This is a genomic window from Bacillus sp. LNXM12-1, from assembly GCF_003004375.1.
Classification (GTDB): domain Bacteria; phylum Bacillota; class Bacilli; order Bacillales; family Bacillaceae; genus Bacillus.
This window is the reverse complement of sequence record NZ_PVWX01000002.1, coordinates 165,884-182,933: the sequence shown is the minus strand read 5'-3', so window position 1 is coordinate 182,933 and position 17,050 is coordinate 165,884. Positions and strand designations below refer to the sequence as shown.

The 17,050-nt window shown below is 41.0% G+C and carries 18 protein-coding genes and 1 riboswitch; of the genes, 1 reads left to right on the top strand and 17 read right to left on the bottom strand.

Going from position 1 to position 17,050, the window contains the following annotated elements; genetic code table 11:
• Window positions 1-135 precede the first annotated feature (135 nt).
• The 9 genes from licT to C6Y07_RS08345 all read right to left on the bottom strand — a co-directional run bounded on the left by licT (window position 136) and on the right by C6Y07_RS08345 (window position 8,933).
• The gene (gene licT, locus C6Y07_RS08385) at window positions 136-969 is read right to left on the bottom strand and encodes a BglG family transcription antiterminator LicT (RefSeq protein ID WP_034660482.1); all 834 of its coding nucleotides are present in this window, start codon (window positions 967-969) and stop codon (window positions 136-138) included.
• A gap of 235 nt (window positions 970-1,204) precedes the next feature.
• Window positions 1,205-2,020 (bottom strand): YwqG family protein, encoded by an 816-nt coding sequence (locus tag C6Y07_RS08380; protein WP_060597606.1) that lies wholly within the window; start codon window positions 2,018-2,020, stop codon window positions 1,205-1,207.
• A 171-nt stretch (window positions 2,021-2,191) separates the two neighbouring features.
• The gene (locus C6Y07_RS19275; protein ID WP_258395123.1) at window positions 2,192-2,647 is read right to left on the bottom strand and encodes a methyl-accepting chemotaxis protein; all 456 of its coding nucleotides are present in this window, start codon (window positions 2,645-2,647) and stop codon (window positions 2,192-2,194) included.
• A gap of 533 nt (window positions 2,648-3,180) precedes the next feature.
• Window positions 3,181-3,915, bottom strand: a complete 735-nt coding sequence (locus C6Y07_RS08370; protein WP_060597607.1) for an energy-coupling factor transporter transmembrane component T family protein — start codon at window positions 3,913-3,915, stop codon at window positions 3,181-3,183.
• On the bottom strand, window positions 3,905-5,503 hold the full coding sequence (locus C6Y07_RS08365) for an ABC transporter ATP-binding protein (RefSeq protein WP_060597608.1): 1,599 nt from the start codon (window positions 5,501-5,503) through the stop codon (window positions 3,905-3,907). The genes C6Y07_RS08370 and C6Y07_RS08365 overlap by 11 nt, the downstream gene beginning before the upstream one ends.
• Window positions 5,478-6,077, bottom strand: a complete 600-nt coding sequence (locus C6Y07_RS08360; protein ID WP_034660488.1) for an ECF transporter S component — start codon at window positions 6,075-6,077, stop codon at window positions 5,478-5,480. The genes C6Y07_RS08365 and C6Y07_RS08360 overlap by 26 nt, the downstream gene beginning before the upstream one ends.
• A complete protein-coding gene (gene tenA, locus C6Y07_RS08355) occupies window positions 6,074-6,760 on the bottom strand; it encodes a thiaminase II (RefSeq protein ID WP_106071993.1) in 687 nt (228 codons plus the stop codon). Before tenA ends, C6Y07_RS08360 begins: the two co-directional genes overlap by 4 nt.
• 87 nt (window positions 6,761-6,847) lie before the next feature.
• Window positions 6,848-6,951, bottom strand: a riboswitch (TPP riboswitch).
• Between the two features lie 56 nt (window positions 6,952-7,007).
• A complete protein-coding gene (locus tag C6Y07_RS08350) occupies window positions 7,008-8,135 on the bottom strand; it encodes a hypothetical protein (RefSeq protein ID WP_106156571.1) in 1,128 nt (375 codons plus the stop codon).
• 141 nt (window positions 8,136-8,276) lie between these two features.
• Complete coding sequence (locus tag C6Y07_RS08345; RefSeq protein WP_106156569.1) at window positions 8,277-8,933, bottom strand: type 1 glutamine amidotransferase domain-containing protein; 657 nt, start codon at window positions 8,931-8,933, stop codon at window positions 8,277-8,279.
• Between the two features lie 254 nt (window positions 8,934-9,187).
• Here C6Y07_RS08345 and C6Y07_RS18905 point away from each other — a divergent pair, with 254 nt between their 5' ends.
• A complete protein-coding gene (locus tag C6Y07_RS18905) occupies window positions 9,188-9,352 on the top strand; it encodes a hypothetical protein (RefSeq protein ID WP_003214630.1) in 165 nt (54 codons plus the stop codon).
• A gap of 33 nt (window positions 9,353-9,385) precedes the next feature.
• Here the strand turns inward: C6Y07_RS18905 and C6Y07_RS08340 are convergent, their stop codons facing one another.
• From C6Y07_RS08340 to C6Y07_RS08300, 8 genes are all read right to left on the bottom strand, one after another.
• On the bottom strand, window positions 9,386-9,757 hold the full coding sequence (locus tag C6Y07_RS08340; RefSeq protein WP_034660494.1) for a DUF1304 domain-containing protein: 372 nt from the start codon (window positions 9,755-9,757) through the stop codon (window positions 9,386-9,388).
• Between the two features lie 5 nt (window positions 9,758-9,762).
• Window positions 9,763-10,017 carry an ORF6C domain-containing protein gene (locus C6Y07_RS08335; protein WP_012011773.1) on the bottom strand — a complete coding sequence of 85 codons (255 nt, stop codon included), beginning with the start codon at window positions 10,015-10,017 and terminating at the stop codon, window positions 9,763-9,765.
• A 208-nt stretch (window positions 10,018-10,225) separates the two neighbouring features.
• Window positions 10,226-12,607: an immune inhibitor A domain-containing protein gene (locus C6Y07_RS08325; RefSeq protein WP_066031529.1), complete on the bottom strand. Its 2,382-nt coding sequence runs from the start codon at window positions 12,605-12,607 to the stop codon at window positions 10,226-10,228.
• Between the two features lie 189 nt (window positions 12,608-12,796).
• Entirely contained in the window at window positions 12,797-13,090 is a 294-nt protein-coding gene (locus tag C6Y07_RS08320; RefSeq protein ID WP_106048024.1) for a putative quinol monooxygenase, read from the bottom strand.
• A 25-nt stretch (window positions 13,091-13,115) separates the two neighbouring features.
• Window positions 13,116-13,754 (bottom strand): nitroreductase family protein, encoded by a 639-nt coding sequence (locus C6Y07_RS08315; protein ID WP_012011776.1) that lies wholly within the window; start codon window positions 13,752-13,754, stop codon window positions 13,116-13,118.
• A gap of 14 nt (window positions 13,755-13,768) precedes the next feature.
• Complete coding sequence (locus tag C6Y07_RS08310) at window positions 13,769-14,212, bottom strand: MarR family transcriptional regulator (RefSeq protein ID WP_008345718.1); 444 nt, start codon at window positions 14,210-14,212, stop codon at window positions 13,769-13,771.
• A gap of 180 nt (window positions 14,213-14,392) precedes the next feature.
• On the bottom strand, window positions 14,393-15,694 hold the full coding sequence (locus C6Y07_RS08305) for a pyrimidine-nucleoside phosphorylase (RefSeq protein ID WP_095285603.1): 1,302 nt from the start codon (window positions 15,692-15,694) through the stop codon (window positions 14,393-14,395).
• A 25-nt stretch (window positions 15,695-15,719) separates the two neighbouring features.
• Window positions 15,720-16,901, bottom strand: coding sequence for a NupC/NupG family nucleoside CNT transporter (locus C6Y07_RS08300; protein WP_106048022.1), 1,182 nt, complete (start codon window positions 16,899-16,901; stop codon window positions 15,720-15,722).
• Between the last annotated feature and the right edge of the window lie 149 nt (window positions 16,902-17,050).

Below are 17,050 nucleotides of genomic sequence, written 5' to 3'. Positions count from 1 at the left end.
CCTTATCAAAGATAGGGACAATGATTTAGGTTTTGCCTGCTTGACCAGTAACAATCCTAAAAGATTGTGGGTTATTTCGTTTATAGTTATAAATTATCATGTTAATTTTATGATGTCAACGCTTTCTTTTTGAATTTATTTTCTTTTTACCACTCTGTCGATATGCAAAGTTAAATATAGCATCTCATCTTCTATGAGACTTCGGTTGTATTCTTTTTGAACATAATCGTTAATTTTTTCAGCGCATTGAAAAGCTGCGGTGTTTTTTTCTTTTACTACTTCATACAGGAATTCATTTTGATTTTCCATTTGTGTTTCGTTAAACAGACGCTGTCCAAAAAACTTCAAATGCGTGACAAAACGGAAATAATTTAATGATTCCTCGTCTAAATCAATTTGAAAGTGATACTTGACGATATTTAAAATATCTTGAATGAGTTTGGTAATTTGAATCACGTTTGGCATTTCTTCATTGAGCTCTGCATTGACAATATGCATGGCAATAAAACCGGCTTCATCCTCAGGAAGATGAATGTTAAGCTTGTCCTGAATAATCCGGATCGCTTCTACACCACACATGAACTCTTCTTTGTACAACCGCTTGATTTCCCAGAGCAAAGCATTTTTGATGTCCATTCCTTTTTGATGACGTTCAATAGCAAAGGTGATATGATCCGTGAGCGTCACATAGATGCTGTCATTCAAATTTTTATTAAGGGTTGTTCTCGCATGATCAATAATCGCCTCACACACTTGCATATACTCGATTGGAATATCATAAAGCAGGGTTTTGAATTTTTCTGATATATCTTTATTTTGAATGGAAAATACTTTTTCAATACGTTCTTCGTCAATCGGATCTCCACTTTTCTTTTGAAAAGCGATCCCTCTGCCCATAATGACCAGCTCATGCTGCTCGTCATCATACGCACTGACCACATTATTATTGATTACTTTCGAAATGATCAATTGATACCCCCCAGTACATTCCACTTTTTCGAGCATCTCATTGTAGATTGATATGTCATTTTATTATTATCTTCAAAAAAGAGGACTTTAAGATGATTTTACATTTTTTTTTGATACGGTCAACTAGAAAGAATGACATATTACCTCTCAAAAATGACAAAATAGGGGCAAAAAAGTCTAAAAACATACACAAAAACACTCTAAAAAGAGTGCTTAAAGAGTGTTTTTTACAAAATTAGGAGCAATCCCAATTATAGACGACATTCTCGAAATTTTTTCGTTTGAGGTCTTCTGGTTTGATAAAAAAGTTGGCGATTCCGCAATCTCCCCACAACAGATCTACTTCATCATCTGAATCGATTTGTAATAACAGAACGGTATGTTCCTGGTCTTCATAGGTACGCGGGTCCTCTTGTGTAAAGCCTGGATATCCGCCCAATTTGTGACCAAAGCCACTCGCTGCATCATGAAATTCATCTAGCAAGGCATCCGCTTCATCTCCATCAATGCCTTTTACATCTTCGAATAGGTCCCAGCTGCGCTTACCTGTGATTTTCTCAAAGCGGAAATCTTCTACACTAATCGTTTCACTTGATCGTTCACCTGTAATGACGCCTTCCTTTGTCACAGGAAAATAAAAATCATCAGGAATTTTCACAAAAGAAAAATCAGTCAACAACTCTTCTTCTGCCAAGAAAGGTTCCTCAATAAATTTGATCCGAAAATTTTTTTGCTCTGTTTTATGGTCAATATTCATCCCATAAAGATCATCATGCACAGAAATAAAAATTTGCAGAAGCCCTGTTTCTGGATAATCCTTCAGCTTCGGCAGCTGTCCAAAATTTATTTGTGCCAAAAGCTTCATAGGGTGCCCTTCACCATCAACTGGATATTCGTCGTTTTTTGGGAAGTAAGGATCGCCTGCAATTTTGCTGTCGTATGGTCCTGTTTTTCCTTGTTTCATCTGTAATTGAATCATTGGTTGTTCAGTTTGATCTAACATTGTACGGTAAGGTGCTATTATTTCTTGCAGCTTCGCTGATTGTGTCACGATGGTCTTCCTCCTTATGAATAGGTCTACTGACCAGACTAGTATCTCTTTTTCTATCATACAGAAGTGTACCCTGCCTGTCAGCGATAAATCGGTCATTATCCGAACAACTTGCCCACCTTAAAACGTAAAAAAACCTCCGATTCATCTGGAGGTTTTGGTCGGTATTTTTTATTTCACTTGATAGTTCACTAAGTCTTCTGCCAGTGATTTCATCGTTTCATTTGTTTCATGAAGACCTTCAATAATTTTTGTGAACGTGCCTACAAGCTCTGCTTGATGCTCAGAGGAAGCGACAATTTGTGCTATTTCTTCTTCCATTCCTTTAATCGATCCCTGCACATCTTTTAGCGCTGTTTCAATATCCGTCGTCGCTTGTTTGGCGTGAGTTGACAGCTTTCTCACTTCCGTTGCGACCACTCCGAAGCCTGCTCCTGCTTCACCTACTCTTGCAGCTTCAATTGATGCGTTGAGTCCAAGTAAGTTCGTTTGATCAGAGATACCTTTTATAAGATTGGACACTTGATTGATTTTAGAGGAATTTTCTACAGTGGTTTTCGTGTTTTGTAGAATTTGTTCACTTGTCGCTTGTAGTTCCTCTGAATGTGCGGCAACTTGCTGAACCATTGCGACTAGTTTTTCGGAAGCTTGGTTGCTCTCCGTCATGATGTGATCTAATCGTTGTTGATTGGTCTGGTCATAGGCCACGCAGAAAGCAGCGACTACTTGACCCGTCTCATCTTTAATTGGAACGGCTACAATATCCATTGGAATCCCGTATACCTCTTTCGGAATTTGGATAAACGATGGCTCTCTCCCATTTTTCAACATAGAAAAGTTTTCGAACCCTGGAGCTACTATGTCCCCAGCTTTAAACCCTAAGTCAATGTTCCCATGTTGCTGATAATAAAGAACCTTCTCTTTCCCTAAAACAGAAAAGGTTAGTTGCTCTCTCATAGCTAGTCCAATGATTGGTAAAGCGTCTATTATGTTATCAATTCTCTGTGACATTCGCTCACGTTCATCCTCTCTTTTTCTCAGTACATCCTCTTTATCGGTTCGTTATAAGGTCTATTACAGCCTGTAATGTGCACTAATATCAATCAAATGACCTAAGACATATAAAAAGCCCACATTCTATCAATAGAATGTGGGTATTTTTAAAAAAAGGACATGCACATCAAGACACTGATACCGATGAGCAAAAGATACATATAGTCGATCCACGAAGTGCTGATGACATGATAATACGTCCGCTCCCTCGCCCCCGTGAAACCTCGTGCTTCCATCGCAATCGCTAAGCGCTCTGATTTTCGTACGCCCTGCGTAAAAAGAGGAAGTGCATAACGCATAAAGGCTTTCCAGCTGTTTTTTTGCTTATAGCCTCTGATTTTATGTGCTGCCTTCATTTGCTTTAATTCACTTTGAAATAACGGGATAAACCGGAAGCCGGCAAGCATCCCATATGCCCATTTTGGGGACATTCGGCATTGATGTATTAAGCTCATCATAAAGGCCGTCAAATCTGTTGTGGACGTAAAAAGGAGACCGAATGTCACAAAGCCAAGCATTCTGAAAGAAATGGTAAGGCCATTTTTCAAACTCTCCTCTGTAATATGAAACCATGCCCACTTCCAAACAGTATGATCCCCCTTGCCAAAGGCCGCCATCATCCAAAATACGAGAATAAAAAAGAGCAGATAAGGGACAAGTCTTGTGAAAAGATACTTCATATTCCATCCGCCTAAGACAAGTCCAATACCAAGTGCAAACAGCCAGATGATGAAGGTTGTTTTAGGGTCAGATATCGCCATGAGACAACACATCGCAAGCAGATGAGCGAGTAATTTGATGACTGGATTCACATTGGAAAGAAAGGAGTGATTACTTTGCAATCGTCAGCACGTCCTTTCTTTCAGCCACATAGCGATAATGCAAAGGGGCTCTCAGCTGATAAGCATCGACAAGTTCCTGATTTGAAAATAAATCATAAGGCGTGCCATCATACACATGCTTTCCTTGGTGAAAAAGAAGCACTTGATCGGCACACTTATCGACGAGGTCCATATCATGTGTGACCATCAAAATGGTGGTGCCTTGGCATTGACGCTCTTTCAAACGCCTCATTAATTCCTTCGCCGTTCTTTCATCCTGCCCGAAAGTCGGTTCGTCTAACAATAGTACATCCTGATCAAAAAGGAGCATTGTGGCCACACTCAATCTTCTTTTTTGACCTAAGCTTAAGGTGAAAGGATGCGCTTTTGCATGCTTCTCTAAACCGAACTCTTCCAATAGCTGAACTGTTTTTTCTTGCACAACGGATTCTGGCCAATTTCGTTGTCTTCCACCAAATGCGATTTCATCGTAGACTGTGTCTTGTATGAATTGAAGCTCCGGATTTTGAAACACAAAGCCTGTTTTTTCATATAGTCGTCGGTCAGACCACTTTTTGAGGGGTGTCTCTTTTAAGAAAATGCTGCCTTTTTTCATTGGCTCTAAACGGACTAAATGTTTGAGACATGTGCTTTTCCCACTTCCATTTTCCCCAATTATCGCCACCCAATCCCCTGCTTTGATATCCAGCTGAAGGTCACTCATAATCCTTTTTTTTCCATAGCTTAATTGAAGATCTTCTGTGCGAATGATGGTCTCTCGCTCAGTCGACGGCACTTTTTTACGCTGCTCTTTTCTTGCTTCAAAGGTTTGCATAAGCGTTTGACTCATTGGATGAAATGGGTCTTGAATAATTGTGGACCATTTCTCGGGAAATAATTTCGGCCGCCAAATCCCTGCCTCTTTCATTTCTTCTTCATATGTCGCGAACACATCTTTTGGAGGCCCCTCTGCTAAAATGCTGCCTTGATCGTCTAATAAAATCACCCGGTCCATCCATTCGATGACACCATCTAGCACATGCTCTACAAAAATCATGGTTTGTCGCTGATCACCTGCAAGCTGCTGTAGAAGCTGAAATATCTCCATTCTGCCTGCTGGATCAAGCTGTGCGGTCGGTTCATCAAAGAACAGCACATCTGGCTCTAACGCTAGTAAACAAGCAAGTGCCAATCGCTGCTTCATGCCCCCAGATAATGTATGAATGTCTGTATTCGGATCGACATCGAGTTGGACTTTTTGCATGAGCTGCTGAATGATGTCATCCATCTCTTCACGAGGGACGGAACGGTTCTCTAAGCTAAAGGCAATTTCTTCATTGACGCGGTGCATACAAAACTGGGAATCAGGATCTTGAAACATGACGCCTGTATGTCTTTGCAATATCACTTCGCCCTGCATGTCAGCTTCCATATGTTCTGGAATAATCCCAGCCAGAACTGAAATGAGTGTGGATTTACCGCTCCCGCTTGGTCCTAAAATAAGCACCTTTTCTCCTTTTTGAATGGAAAGAGAGATTTGATGCAAAACAGGCTGAGGCTGTTCATAAAAACGGACAGTGAGATTATTGCACGCGAGAAATGAATCCATGCTGTTCACCTTTGTTTCGTTTTTCTTTCATGATGGCATATTGATTCAGTACACCGGTTTTGGATAATGCGTCCACCACAACTTTCGCTAAGCATCCGCCCAGTATCATCCCGCTGATGATTTGAGTCATCAGTGTGATGAGTAAAACTTGAGGCGTGTAATAACCAAAGCCATTTGCAACGAGGCTATATGCCATTGCTCCAACAGCTGCAAAGGCACCTGACAGCATCAGTGTCCACATGCGATATCGTTTATAACCAAAAAGAGCAAAGGCGATTTCTGCCCCAAGCCCTTGGCATACACCAATCAGCAGGGCTGAAAGACCAAAGTGGCTGCCTGTCAGTAATTCCACAGCGGCAGCGGCTGTTTCTGCAATCAGGGCAGCTCCCGGCTTTTGGATGATATACGCGACGATTGGACTGGCAATCACCCAAATGCCAAACATGATGTTGCCTCCTGCTGGGCCAACTAGTGCTGTAATTGGTAAGTAAAGTGTGGACCATCCTAAATAGATGACACCGCACGCAACGGATAAAATGACAGCAAGGACGACTTCTTTCATCTTCCATGTCATGATGAATGCACCTGCAATGGAACTGGCCACTCTTCCACCGTAAACGCCATTTCCCAAAACTTGTACTCAAGCTGACAGCTTAAGATAAAGTGCTGTTTCATTTTTTCCTTTTCCTTCTCACTTGCTCCTTCCGCCAGCTGATCGAGCCGCTTGCAAAGCTCCACTGTAATAGAGTCGGTTAACCCTCCATAAAACGTGATCCACTCATAAAACGGATGTGACGGGTCAGGCTGCACGTCTGAGAGCATTCGTTTTCCAATTTCCCAATATGTCCAAGGACATGGAAGCAGGACAGCAATGATTTCCCCAAGCGTGCCTTCCTGGGCGACTTGCAGCATGTGATGAATATAGTGATGAGCACTCGGAGCCAATGAAGCTCCTTGGAGCTCATCATACGATACACCTGCCACTCGGCAAAGATTTTGATGAGGGTGCGTCTCACTATCTAGTACAAACGCAATCTGCTGATGGAAAAAGGCAATATCTTCTTTGTCTGTACATCTGCTTAGAGCCGCTGCATAAATTTTAATAAATGCATGTAAGTATTCTGCATCTTGTTTGACGTAATGAATGATCTGTTCCTTTTCCAGCTTTCCTGCTGCCAGGCCTCTGACAAACGGATGCTGATAAATGGCTTCAAATAATGGTTCTGCTTCTTTTCTTAATTGCGCTGAAAACGTCATAAAAAAAGCCTCCTCTTCTTCAGTTGAATAAATGAAAAAGCCACCCCAAATGGAGCGGCCTTCTTATCGATTCAATCATGAATAAGACAAGGTCCAGCTCCACTTCCCTCCGCTAGTACGAACTAGATCAGGTTCAAAGGGTCCAAGATTTCTTCTTGTCTCAGTCATACATGACTCCCCTAGTGGACTTTTGTCATTTAATTATCTTCACTCTACACATGTGGTGATTTGATGTCAACCACCTTTCTTAATTCAATGTTTTGATCGTTGGCAGCTTCTCGATCCCTGCGGCATAGTAAAAATTAAGGACACTGAAGAAATCAATTGGCTTTCCTGTTTTCAAATCAACAGCTAAAATATGATCGCCGTAATTTGTCATATCATCAATATCTAAATACCTTGGCGTTTTCTTGCCAAGTGTATCTACAAAGGTATCGTGGTAATATTGACCGCTTGCATATGAAGATTGATGGTACATAAACAATGTCTCCACATCTAAGTAGACGAGAATGGCCTCTGAGGAGCTTGCATAAGGCGCTGAGTACGACACTGGAGCGGAAATGCTTTTCACTTTTACACTTGAAATCGAATGGGTTCTTTGTTCGTATTTACCATCATAAGAGAAATAAAATACACGCTCCCATTCATAATCTGCTGTCTTCGATTGCTTGTTGTATACTTTTGCGCCATTGGCAAATACATCCCCATTTGCATACTCAGCTACAAAGTATTGTAAGGTTGACGATAGGGATACAGCCCCTGTGAAATTGGGCGGGTTTTTTGCATTCACCTGTAACGTGTAAGAGTCTCCGAAATCTCCACCGCTTGTGATACCGAATGCGTAGTCACCTGCTGGTAAATTGGTCAAACCAAGGAGACTGCCTGCCGGCTGAATCAGGTCTGTCGGGTACGCTTGTCCTGTTTCATAATCAACAACAAATAATTGAACGAAATAATCGGGATTTGAAGAGGTAATCCGGCTGATGAGTGCCTGAGGTGAAGATGTGCTTAAAAACCATAAATCAACTGGGTCGTCCTCTGATAAGACAACCGATTGGTTGATTGCTAGTCCATCAATGGAGCGAATGGCAGATGTACGCATCTTGCCATCTTTAGCGGCTTTTCGTTTGATACTGATTCCATTTTTCTTATCTACTTTAAAAGATTTTTTCAGTTGCTTCTGTTGGATAGCGGTTCCTTGATCCTGCTTCAAAAACGACTCTTGCACTTGCTGAATGGCTTTTTCCGTCAGTGTTGACAATTTCCCATCTGATTTCGGTGTTTCTTCTGCTTTTAATGCCGGTGAAAATAAACCTGTTGTGACGAGTAAAATAGACAATAAAGCTGCAGTGATTTTCACATAAAATGCTCTCACAGGAACATCCCCTTTTTCCTTAATTGGGTTTTTTGCCCTGTTAATATTTTACCATTATTCTATTCATTGTTTTGGTCTTTTTTAGGACATCTTTATGACAAAAAAACCAGCCGCATATATTACGACTGGTTTTTGATCATTTTATGAAATGGTTTTAACAAACTGGCGTGCTGTTTCTGCGCTGGAACCTGGGTTTTGTCCAGTAATGATTTGCCCGTCAACTACAGCGAATGGTGCAAAGGCATCTCCTTTTTCAAACGCTGCCCCTTGCTCACGAAGTTTTGTTTCCAATAAAAATGGAACCTTTGATGTCAGCTGAACAGCTTCCTCTTCTTCGTTTGTGAAGCCTGTGATTTTTTTGCCTTCGATAAATGATTTGCCATCTTGATCCTTCACATCAACGAATGCTGAAACACCGTGACAAACAGCTCCGACTGCACCATTTTTGTCTGAAATGGCTAAGATTGCATCGGCTACCAATTGATTAGATGCAAAGTCGATCATTGGGCCGTGTCCTCCCGCAAAGAAGATGCCATCATAATCAGCTGGGTTCACATCTGTAAGCGCCTTTGTGTCTTGAAGTAATTCATATACATCTTGATATTGCGCTGGAACACCTTCTGGAATGGAATTTTTATCAATAGGGACAGTGCCTCCTTGAATAGAGACAATTTGGACATCTAGTTCATTTTCTTTAAAAATATGAAATGGCTCTGCCAATTCTTCTAGCCATAAGCCTGTTGGATGTCCGTTCATTTCCGAACTGCTTGTCGATACTAATAACACTTTCTTACTCATCTTGATCATCCTTTCGATATATCATATGGTTATTTTATATTTTGCACAATTAAATATCAAGCAATTAAACTTCAATGCAGCTCTTTATGGTATACCCGATTTTCTAAAAAATATGGCATGACATCAAATCTAATCAATATGTCACATTCTATTGGTAGGGAATTTCATGTAAAATTGTCATTGAGTGATATCATATGAGGTAAGATGGATAGACCTCTCGGATGTGAGGGGACTTTAAAAGGAGTGGAAAAGAGATGAAAACCTATTCGATTGTGATGATCATCATCACGCTCTGTATCATATTGGCCGTCTTTTTGATGAACCTAACAGGGGTCATGTATGGAAAAATTATTTTGGCTGTTGCCGTTGCTCTTTGTCTGACATCCATTATTCGTCTGATGGGTCTTCGAAAAAGATAAAAGCCGCCCTCACTAGGGCGGCTTTATTTATGGTTAAATTGCCAGGATAAGCGCAATTAATGCAAGCAGCGCTGGTACTCCTTGCTTGATGATGATTGATTTATTAGAGGTCACACCGCCAAATACCGCAGCGATGATCACACAAAGAATGAAAAATAGCTGAATCATATATCCAACAGTATTCGATCCGAGAATGAGCCCCCAAATGAGTCCTGCAGCTAAAAACCCGTTATAAAGCCCCTGATTGGCAAACATCACTTTTACATTTGGATCCTTTTGCAAGTGTTCTGGCAGCTTAAAGGATCTCTTTGCCATCTTTGATTCCATAAAAAACATTTCTAATAACATAATGACAATGTGTTCTAATGCGACAATTCCTACTAATATCATTGCTAAAATATTCAATTTAGTTAATTCCTTTCTGATAGACGATCACGAATCTCTATTTTATCCGTGTATAAATCAAAGTCTTGTATTAATTCAAGCGCTTCAGTAAACCGGCTTTGTGGAATGTCTTTCATTTTTCTCACACCGAATTCCTTTTTAATAAAAGCCATGATGGTATTGATATGAAGCTTACCGTGACCATCATACTCCAAATGGCTGCAAAAAGTCTGCATCGTCCCTCTAATCACCTTCAATTGCTTAGCAGTGACACAACTCATTGGTAACGCTCATCCTTTCCTTTGTTTTAACAGCTAAAAAAGAACCATGTATGAAAGAAAAACCTTCCAGTCTCTATTATATAATGATTTCATTCGGATATCAAAATAAAAAAGAACAGACATTCGACCAAAAAGCCGCCCTTTTCATCAAAAACATTTTATTACCATATCAAAAAGCCGGATTCAATGGTAGAATCCGGCTTTCTGTTTAGTTACTTTTAGAAATTAATACCTTTCCAACAGAACGATCCTTACTTTGTCCAACGACTTTAAAGGATAGACCGTATGTTGGTACATCACGCCCTGCATCTGGATTATTTGGATTCACATAATTCTTTTTATCACTAAATGTACGAGTCGGACGAATATAGCGATCTGCCAACGTTAAGCCCGTTGTCGCTGTATAATCAATATTCAGCTTCGTACTTGGATTCAAAGAAAATGCTGCATCATGTACTTGGAAGCCTGTGGCAGCAATGGAGCCGTCACTCCACTTCAATACTTGCTGATCAGCATCTACTACCCCAAGGAAACCGTTCCCTGGGTGATTTCCTACCCAGTTATCACTATAGGATTGATCGACATACCACACGACCAAACCGTTATTATAGCTCATGAGGCTTGCCCCACGTTTGATATGCTTTAAGCCTTTATCAACGTCAGCATAAGAGCGCCACTCTAACAAATAATATTGGGGTGCATATTGTTTTCCATTAGATTTTGAGAATCCGTTAAAGGTGAAAGTAGACGTGCCCTCGGCATCATCTGACCACACTTTCGTCCCATCTGCTGTGATGTTTAAATCATCTACAAATAACCCTGGCAGTGAATAGCCTGCATCGGTTGTATAGCGGAATTGCAGGTCGATTTTCTTCCCTGCATAAGCAGAAAGATCAAAGGCTGCATCTACCCATCCGTCCGATTTTCCGTCAATTCCATTGCCTTCGTTCGCACCTGCTTCATTTCGATCATTCGTGATGTTACCAGCAATGGTCTTCCACTGATCAGTTCCTGTTTCACGTACTTCTACATACGCATAATCATAATCTTCTTCGATATCGTACCATGCTTTAAATGTAAGCTTTGCTTTGCTCCCCTTCGACAAATCGATACCTGTTGTTGTCATGGTCGCATTCAAATTGTCACCCGTTCCGCTGAAGTACGAATATTGTCCTTGAGCAGGTTTTGTGACCACAATCTCTTTATCTGGTAAATCCACTCGAACCGCATCATGATTCGTTCCTTTTGTTGCTGCTTCATCAATCAGCACTGTTTTGCTTTTCTTTAATGTTTTACCATCAATGGTTTGTCCAGTAAGCCAGTTACCACCATGCAAGTTTTGAAGCATTTCTTTCGCATATGGACTAAAGCCTGTTGGTTCCGTTCCAGGGACTTTACCTGCCCAGCTTCCGCTTGACATGATCGACCAGTATGAAACAGGCTCGCCTCCGCCTGTGTACTGTGTATCGTACTCATCAGGAAGACCAAGATCATGTCCAAATTCATGTGTGAACACGCCTGCCGCGCCATCTTCAGGCTCGATAGTGTAATCTAACGCACCTAATTTTCCGCCTTGCCCGACTTCAGATTCAGTGTTTGGAATTTCAAATACATCACCAAGTGACCAGCGGTGCGACCAAATCGCATTAGAGCCAAGTTGTCCGCCGCCAGCTTCTTCACCTACGCCAGCATGAACGACCATCAGATGGTCAATGATGCCGTCTGGTTCGTTATAAACGCCGTCTCCATCCATATCATAGCGGTCCCATTGATCATATTCACCGAGATCAATGTTCGGGTCTTTTGCTGCTGCTTCGAGTACTTCTTTCACCAATTCACGCGGTTTGCCGTCACTGCCTGATTCGTCTGGTACGTTTCCACCGTAATAGGCTGCTTCATGCTTAGCTGTATACCATCCTGCAACTGTTCCACTGATTGTGTAACTACCGCCGGACTGCTTTTCATAATATTGCTTCATGGATACTTTGCGTTTACCATCTGGACCGATGTAGCCATTTTTTCCGAAAAGCATATCTTGATAGTGCTGTTGATTGTACTTGTCATAGTACATATCAGTCTCTTCTTTTTTAATACTATTATGCTTATAATCTTTAAAATCTACTAATAAAACCAATACCTTATCATTGCGAACATCGCCTTTATACTTTTCCTTTTTGACCGGTTTTACATGATTCCCTTCTTTTCCTTTATGCTTCTTTAACTTTTTCTTTTTGGCTAATTTGTTATGTACCTCTTGTTTGTATTCTTTCAGAAATTCAGGCTCTTCTGTTAAGGTGCTTGCACTTTGTTTCATGGCAGATTCTTCTTTTTTCTTTAGATATTTCTTTAATGCTTTTTGGGTTTCTGCCTCATTGGCATTTTTTTTGATCTTTCCTTGTTTTTTCAAGGCTTTGATGAGACGGTCTTCATTCACGACACTTGCGTCAAATGGAATACCTGAATAATGACCGCCATCTGAGGATGTTGATTTCTCTGTGGTGTGGGCAGATAGAGGGGTGCTGAAAGCTGCCAATGTGCCTAAACTGAGGACAGCTGTTAGTGCAATGCTCGTCCATTTCCCTTTTTTCATATTAGTTCCTCCCTAATTTGGTAATAAATAATATCTCATTCTAGCATATTCCAATATACTTAAGTCGAAAAACATTTTATTTTCAGAAACTTTGTGGAAAATGCACAATACGGGATTGAAATGGGTGGAACAAGGTGTCGAAAATAAAAGAACCCTAGACGATACCCGCCTAGGGTGTTTGTTGTTTTACTATGAAAGCTGCTGGCCTTGAAATGCAACAACGTCAAGTGGAGCGGCTAAGAATTCTTTTGCCTTCGCTACGAAAGCTTGGAAATGTGCACTTGCATTATGGCTCTGAACCGCAGCGTCATCTTTCCACACTTCTACCATTAAAAAGGTATTTTCCTTTTCTGTATCCTTGAACAGCTTGTAGGATACATTGCCTTCTTCAGCTTGTGAAGCTTTCATTAATGCATTGATTTCTTCTAGAAATACGTTTTCTTTTTCTGAATGAATGGTCATCCCTGCATGAATAATAATCATATGATCGTCTCCTTTTTAAAAGATATTATTTCCACTCTGTAATGCGTTCAATCGGTAAGCGGTAAGATGCATAACCTTCGTCAGCAGCTTTCCCAATTGATAACAGCATCACTGGTACATAACGTTCTTTATCCCAGCCAAATGTTTCAGCGATGACTTCTTTATCAAATCCGCCAATTGGATTTGTATCATAGCCGTGTGCACGTGCTGCAAGCATAAGCTGCATAGACACAATTCCACCGTCAATTAAGATTGTTTCGCGATTGACTTGCTCTGGAAGAACCTCAAAGTGTGCAGTTAGTGCAGCAATTTGTCTTTCTTTCACTTCTTGCGGCATGTAGCCATGCTCTACTGCTTTTGAATAAATTTCATCTAAGTATTCATTGCTTTTCATATCTGCAAATACTGCAATGACAGCTGCTGATGTTGACACTTGAGTTTGGTTGAATTTTGCAAGTGGTGCAAGCTTTTCTTTTCCTTCTGGGCTGTCAATGACCATAAAGCGCCAAGGCTGTGCATTCACTGATGATGGTGCCGTTGTTGCTTCTTCTAAAATCTCTGCCATTTCTTCTTTGCTGATTTTCACAGCTGGGTCATAGTTACGAATAGAGCGGCGCCCTTTCATAATTTCCATAAAATCGTTTGTTTTTAATGTTGTAGCCATGTTGCAACACTCCTTTAGGTTGTTTGAATCTTTTCGATGTTTTGTTGTATACGGATGAGCACATCAGTGAGAAGCTTTCGTTCTTCGTCACTTACGTTTTCAAGCATTTCTGAGATAAATCGTTCTTTTTCTTTTTTAGAAGCTTCGATTCTCGTTCTGCCTTCTTCTGTCAGACGAACAAGTGTGACTCGATTATCTTCTGGCTTTCTTCTGCGCGTAACCATTCCTTTTGTTTCTAACTGTTTTAAGTGACGCGTCACAGCCGCACTGTCAATATTTACTTTTTTCTGCAAATCTGACTGGCTGATTTCGTCGGCTTGGAATAACAGTGATAGCAACTCTAGTCTTGATTGGCTGATGCCCGTGCATGCTTCGAACTTCACACCCATCATACGGTTCACGCACTGCAAACGGTATAATACCTCTGCTTCTTCAGAGCAAAATGCAGTCAATGCCATCCCCTCTTTTCTATTCAGATCAATTAGTTGATATATCAATCATTGACTCGTCAACTAATATACACCCATTATTTGATGATTGCAAGAGGTTTGTTTCATAAAGTGAAATTTTTTATCTCAATAGAAAAAGAAATGAACAAAAAAGGACAAAAGCGACGAAGCACTTTTGTCCTTTTTCCTTTATTCTGTGATCACAGTGTGAATGAGAGTTGGTGCATCAGCATGATCTGCGATGCGGATGTTGTTATAAATTTTTTCCATGACATTCGCAACATCTTCACGATTTGCATGAAGTGTCACGAGTGAATCTCCTTTTTCAACACGATCGCCGACTTTTTTGTTCAGCATGATGCCGACAGATAGGTCGATCTCGTCCTCTTTTGTTGCACGTCCTGCTCCAAGAATCATCGCTGCAACACCGATTTCGTCTGCGACGATTTCAGCAACCACACCTGATTCCTTTGCAGGAACGTCGATTTGGTAAGGGGCTTGCGGCAGTTTTTCCGGCTGATCTACAATCGAGCCGTCTCCACCTTGATTTTCTAAGAATTCCTTGAATTTCTCAAGTGCTTTGCCGTTTTTCATGACTTCAATTAGCTTTTCTCTTGCTTCATCAAGTGTCTCTGCTTTTTTCGCAAGAACAACCATTTGACTTCCTAATGTGAGCACAAGCTCGTTTAAGTCTTCAGGGCCTTCGCCTCTAAGCGTGTCAATCGCTTCTTTCACTTCAAGGGAATTTCCAATCGCTAATCCTAGCGGCTGAGACATATCAGAGATGACAGCCATCGTTTGTCTGCCTACGTTGTTTCCAATGCGAACCATTGCTTTTGCAAGCTTCTCAGAGTCTTCAGGTGTTTTCATGAAAGCACCTGCGCCCGTTTTCACATCTAGTACGATTGCATCTGCACCAGCAGCAATCTTCTTACTCATAATAGAGCTTGCAATAAGCGGGATGGAGTTAACGGTTCCTGTCACATCACGAAGGGCATAAAGCTTTTTATCCGCTGGTGTCAGGTTGCCTGATTGACCAATGACCGCTACTTTATGACGGTTTACAAGCTCGATGAATTCGTCTTTTGTAATTTCTACGTGGAAGCCTTTTACCGCTTCAAGCTTGTCCACTGTACCGCCTGTATGTCCAAGGCCGCGGCCAGACATTTTCGCAACAGGTACATCAAGTGCAGCCACAAGAGGAGCAAGTACAAGCGTTGTTGTATCGCCTACACCGCCTGTTGAGTGCTTGTCTACTTTAATGCCCTCAATGGCAGACAGGTCAATCGTGTCTCCTGAGTTCGCCATAGCGAGCGTTAAGTCTGCACGTTCTTGATCCGTCATATCTTGGAAGAAAATCGCCATAGCCAAGGCACTTGCTTGGTAGTCGGGAATTGTTCCGTCTGTATATTCTTTGACAAAGAAAGAAATTTCCTCTGAAGATAATTCTTTTCCGTCACGTTTTTTCGCAATGATATCTACCATTCTCATTGTTTTCACCATTCCTTTTTTTAAATTAGTAAATCAAACCGACAACGCCTGCTGTTAAGAAGCTGACAAGTGTTGCACCGAATAACAGCTTTAATCCAAAGCGTGCGACAACGTTCCCTTGTTTTTCGTTTAAGCCTTTGACTGCTCCAGCAATGATACCGATAGAAGAGAAGTTCGCAAATGACACAAGGAATACAGAAATGATCGCTTCTGTACGAGCACTGAAATGCACACTATCTCCATTTAGAGCAAGCATTGCCACAAATTCGTTAGATACCATTTTCGTTGCCATAATGCTTCCTGCTTGTACGGCTTCGCTCCAAGGTACACCGATAAGGAAAGCAAATGGAGCAAACACATATCCAAGTACATCTTGGAAAGAAACACCGATGAAAGCTGTAAAGATTCCATTAATCATCGCAATTAATGCAACGAATCCAATCAACATCGCAGCGACAACAATCGCTACTTTGAAACCATCCATAATATATTCGCCAAGCATTTCAAAGAAGGATTGCTTTTCTTCTTCAACGACTTCGAGCATGTCTTCGTCCTTAGCTACTTCATATGGATTGATAATAGACGCGATAATAAATCCACCAAATAGGTTCAGCACAAGTGCTGTGACCACGTACTCTGGTTTAATCATTTGCATGTACGCACCGACAATAGACATCGAAACTGTCGACATCGCAGATGCACATAATGTATAAAGACGCTGCTGAGGTAACAATCCAAGCTGCTTCTTAATAGAAATAAACACTTCTGATTGTCCTAAAATCGCAGACGCTACTGCGTTGTAAGATTCTAGTTTTCCCATACCGTTTACTTTGCTAAGCAAATAACCGATTCCGCGTACGATAAGCGGAAGGATACGCCAATGCTGCAAAATACCGATCAATGCCGAAATAAAGACGATCGGCAGTAAGACGTTGATGAAGAAAGTTGACGCATTATCATTCATTAACCCGCCAAATACGAAGTTGATTCCTTCGCCGGCATAGCCTAGAAGCATTTGGAATCCTTTTGCAAAGCCGCCGACTAGGAAGTTTCCAACACCTGTATTGAGCAGAATATAACCTAAAATAAATTGCAGTACAATCATGACAAATACTGGACGGAATTTTACTCGTTTTTTCCCGTTACTAGCCAGCCATGCAATGGCGAGAATCACCAGCAAACCGATGATACCAATCAAGTATTTCATGTTTTTCCTCCTCGAATGAATTCGTTTACATTAATGCGCTTGTATGGAACAAACCCTATTTAGTAAACAAAGTGCGGAAGAAATTCCCAGAAGTGAGATCCTTCCGCATATGACTTTTTCATCATTTATGAGTCACGAATGTTATCCTA

Coding starts and splice junctions, on each gene's coding strand:
- C6Y07_RS19275 (WP_258395123.1), bottom strand. CDS start 2,647: ATGGTTCAGCAAGTTGCCGCACATTCAGAGGAACTACAAGCGACAAGT.
- C6Y07_RS08365 (WP_060597608.1), bottom strand. CDS start 5,503: ATGGATTCATTTCTCGCGTGCAATAATCTCACTGTCCGTTTTTATGAA.
- C6Y07_RS08360 (WP_034660488.1), bottom strand. CDS start 6,077: ATGACATGGAAGATGAAAGAAGTCGTCCTTGCTGTCATTTTATCCGTT.
- tenA (WP_106071993.1), bottom strand. CDS start 6,760: ATGACGTTTTCAGCGCAATTAAGAAAAGAAGCAGAACCATTATTTGAA.
- C6Y07_RS08345 (WP_106156569.1), bottom strand. CDS start 8,933: ATGAGTAAGAAAGTGTTATTAGTATCGACAAGCAGTTCGGAAATGAAC.
- C6Y07_RS18905 (WP_003214630.1), top strand. CDS start 9,188: ATGAAAACCTATTCGATTGTGATGATCATCATCACGCTCTGTATCATA.
- C6Y07_RS08335 (WP_012011773.1), bottom strand. CDS start 10,017: ATGAGTTGTGTCACTGCTAAGCAATTGAAGGTGATTAGAGGGACGATG.
- C6Y07_RS08325 (WP_066031529.1), bottom strand. CDS start 12,607: ATGAAAAAAGGGAAATGGACGAGCATTGCACTAACAGCTGTCCTCAGT.
- C6Y07_RS08320 (WP_106048024.1), bottom strand. CDS start 13,090: ATGATTATTATTCATGCAGGGATGACCATTCATTCAGAAAAAGAAAAC.
- C6Y07_RS08315 (WP_012011776.1), bottom strand. CDS start 13,754: ATGGCTACAACATTAAAAACAAACGATTTTATGGAAATTATGAAAGGG.
- C6Y07_RS08310 (WP_008345718.1), bottom strand. CDS start 14,212: ATGGCATTGACTGCATTTTGCTCTGAAGAAGCAGAGGTATTATACCGT.
- C6Y07_RS08305 (WP_095285603.1), bottom strand. CDS start 15,694: ATGAGAATGGTAGATATCATTGCGAAAAAACGTGACGGAAAAGAATTA.
- C6Y07_RS08300 (WP_106048022.1), bottom strand. CDS start 16,901: ATGAAATACTTGATTGGTATCATCGGTTTGCTGGTGATTCTCGCCATT.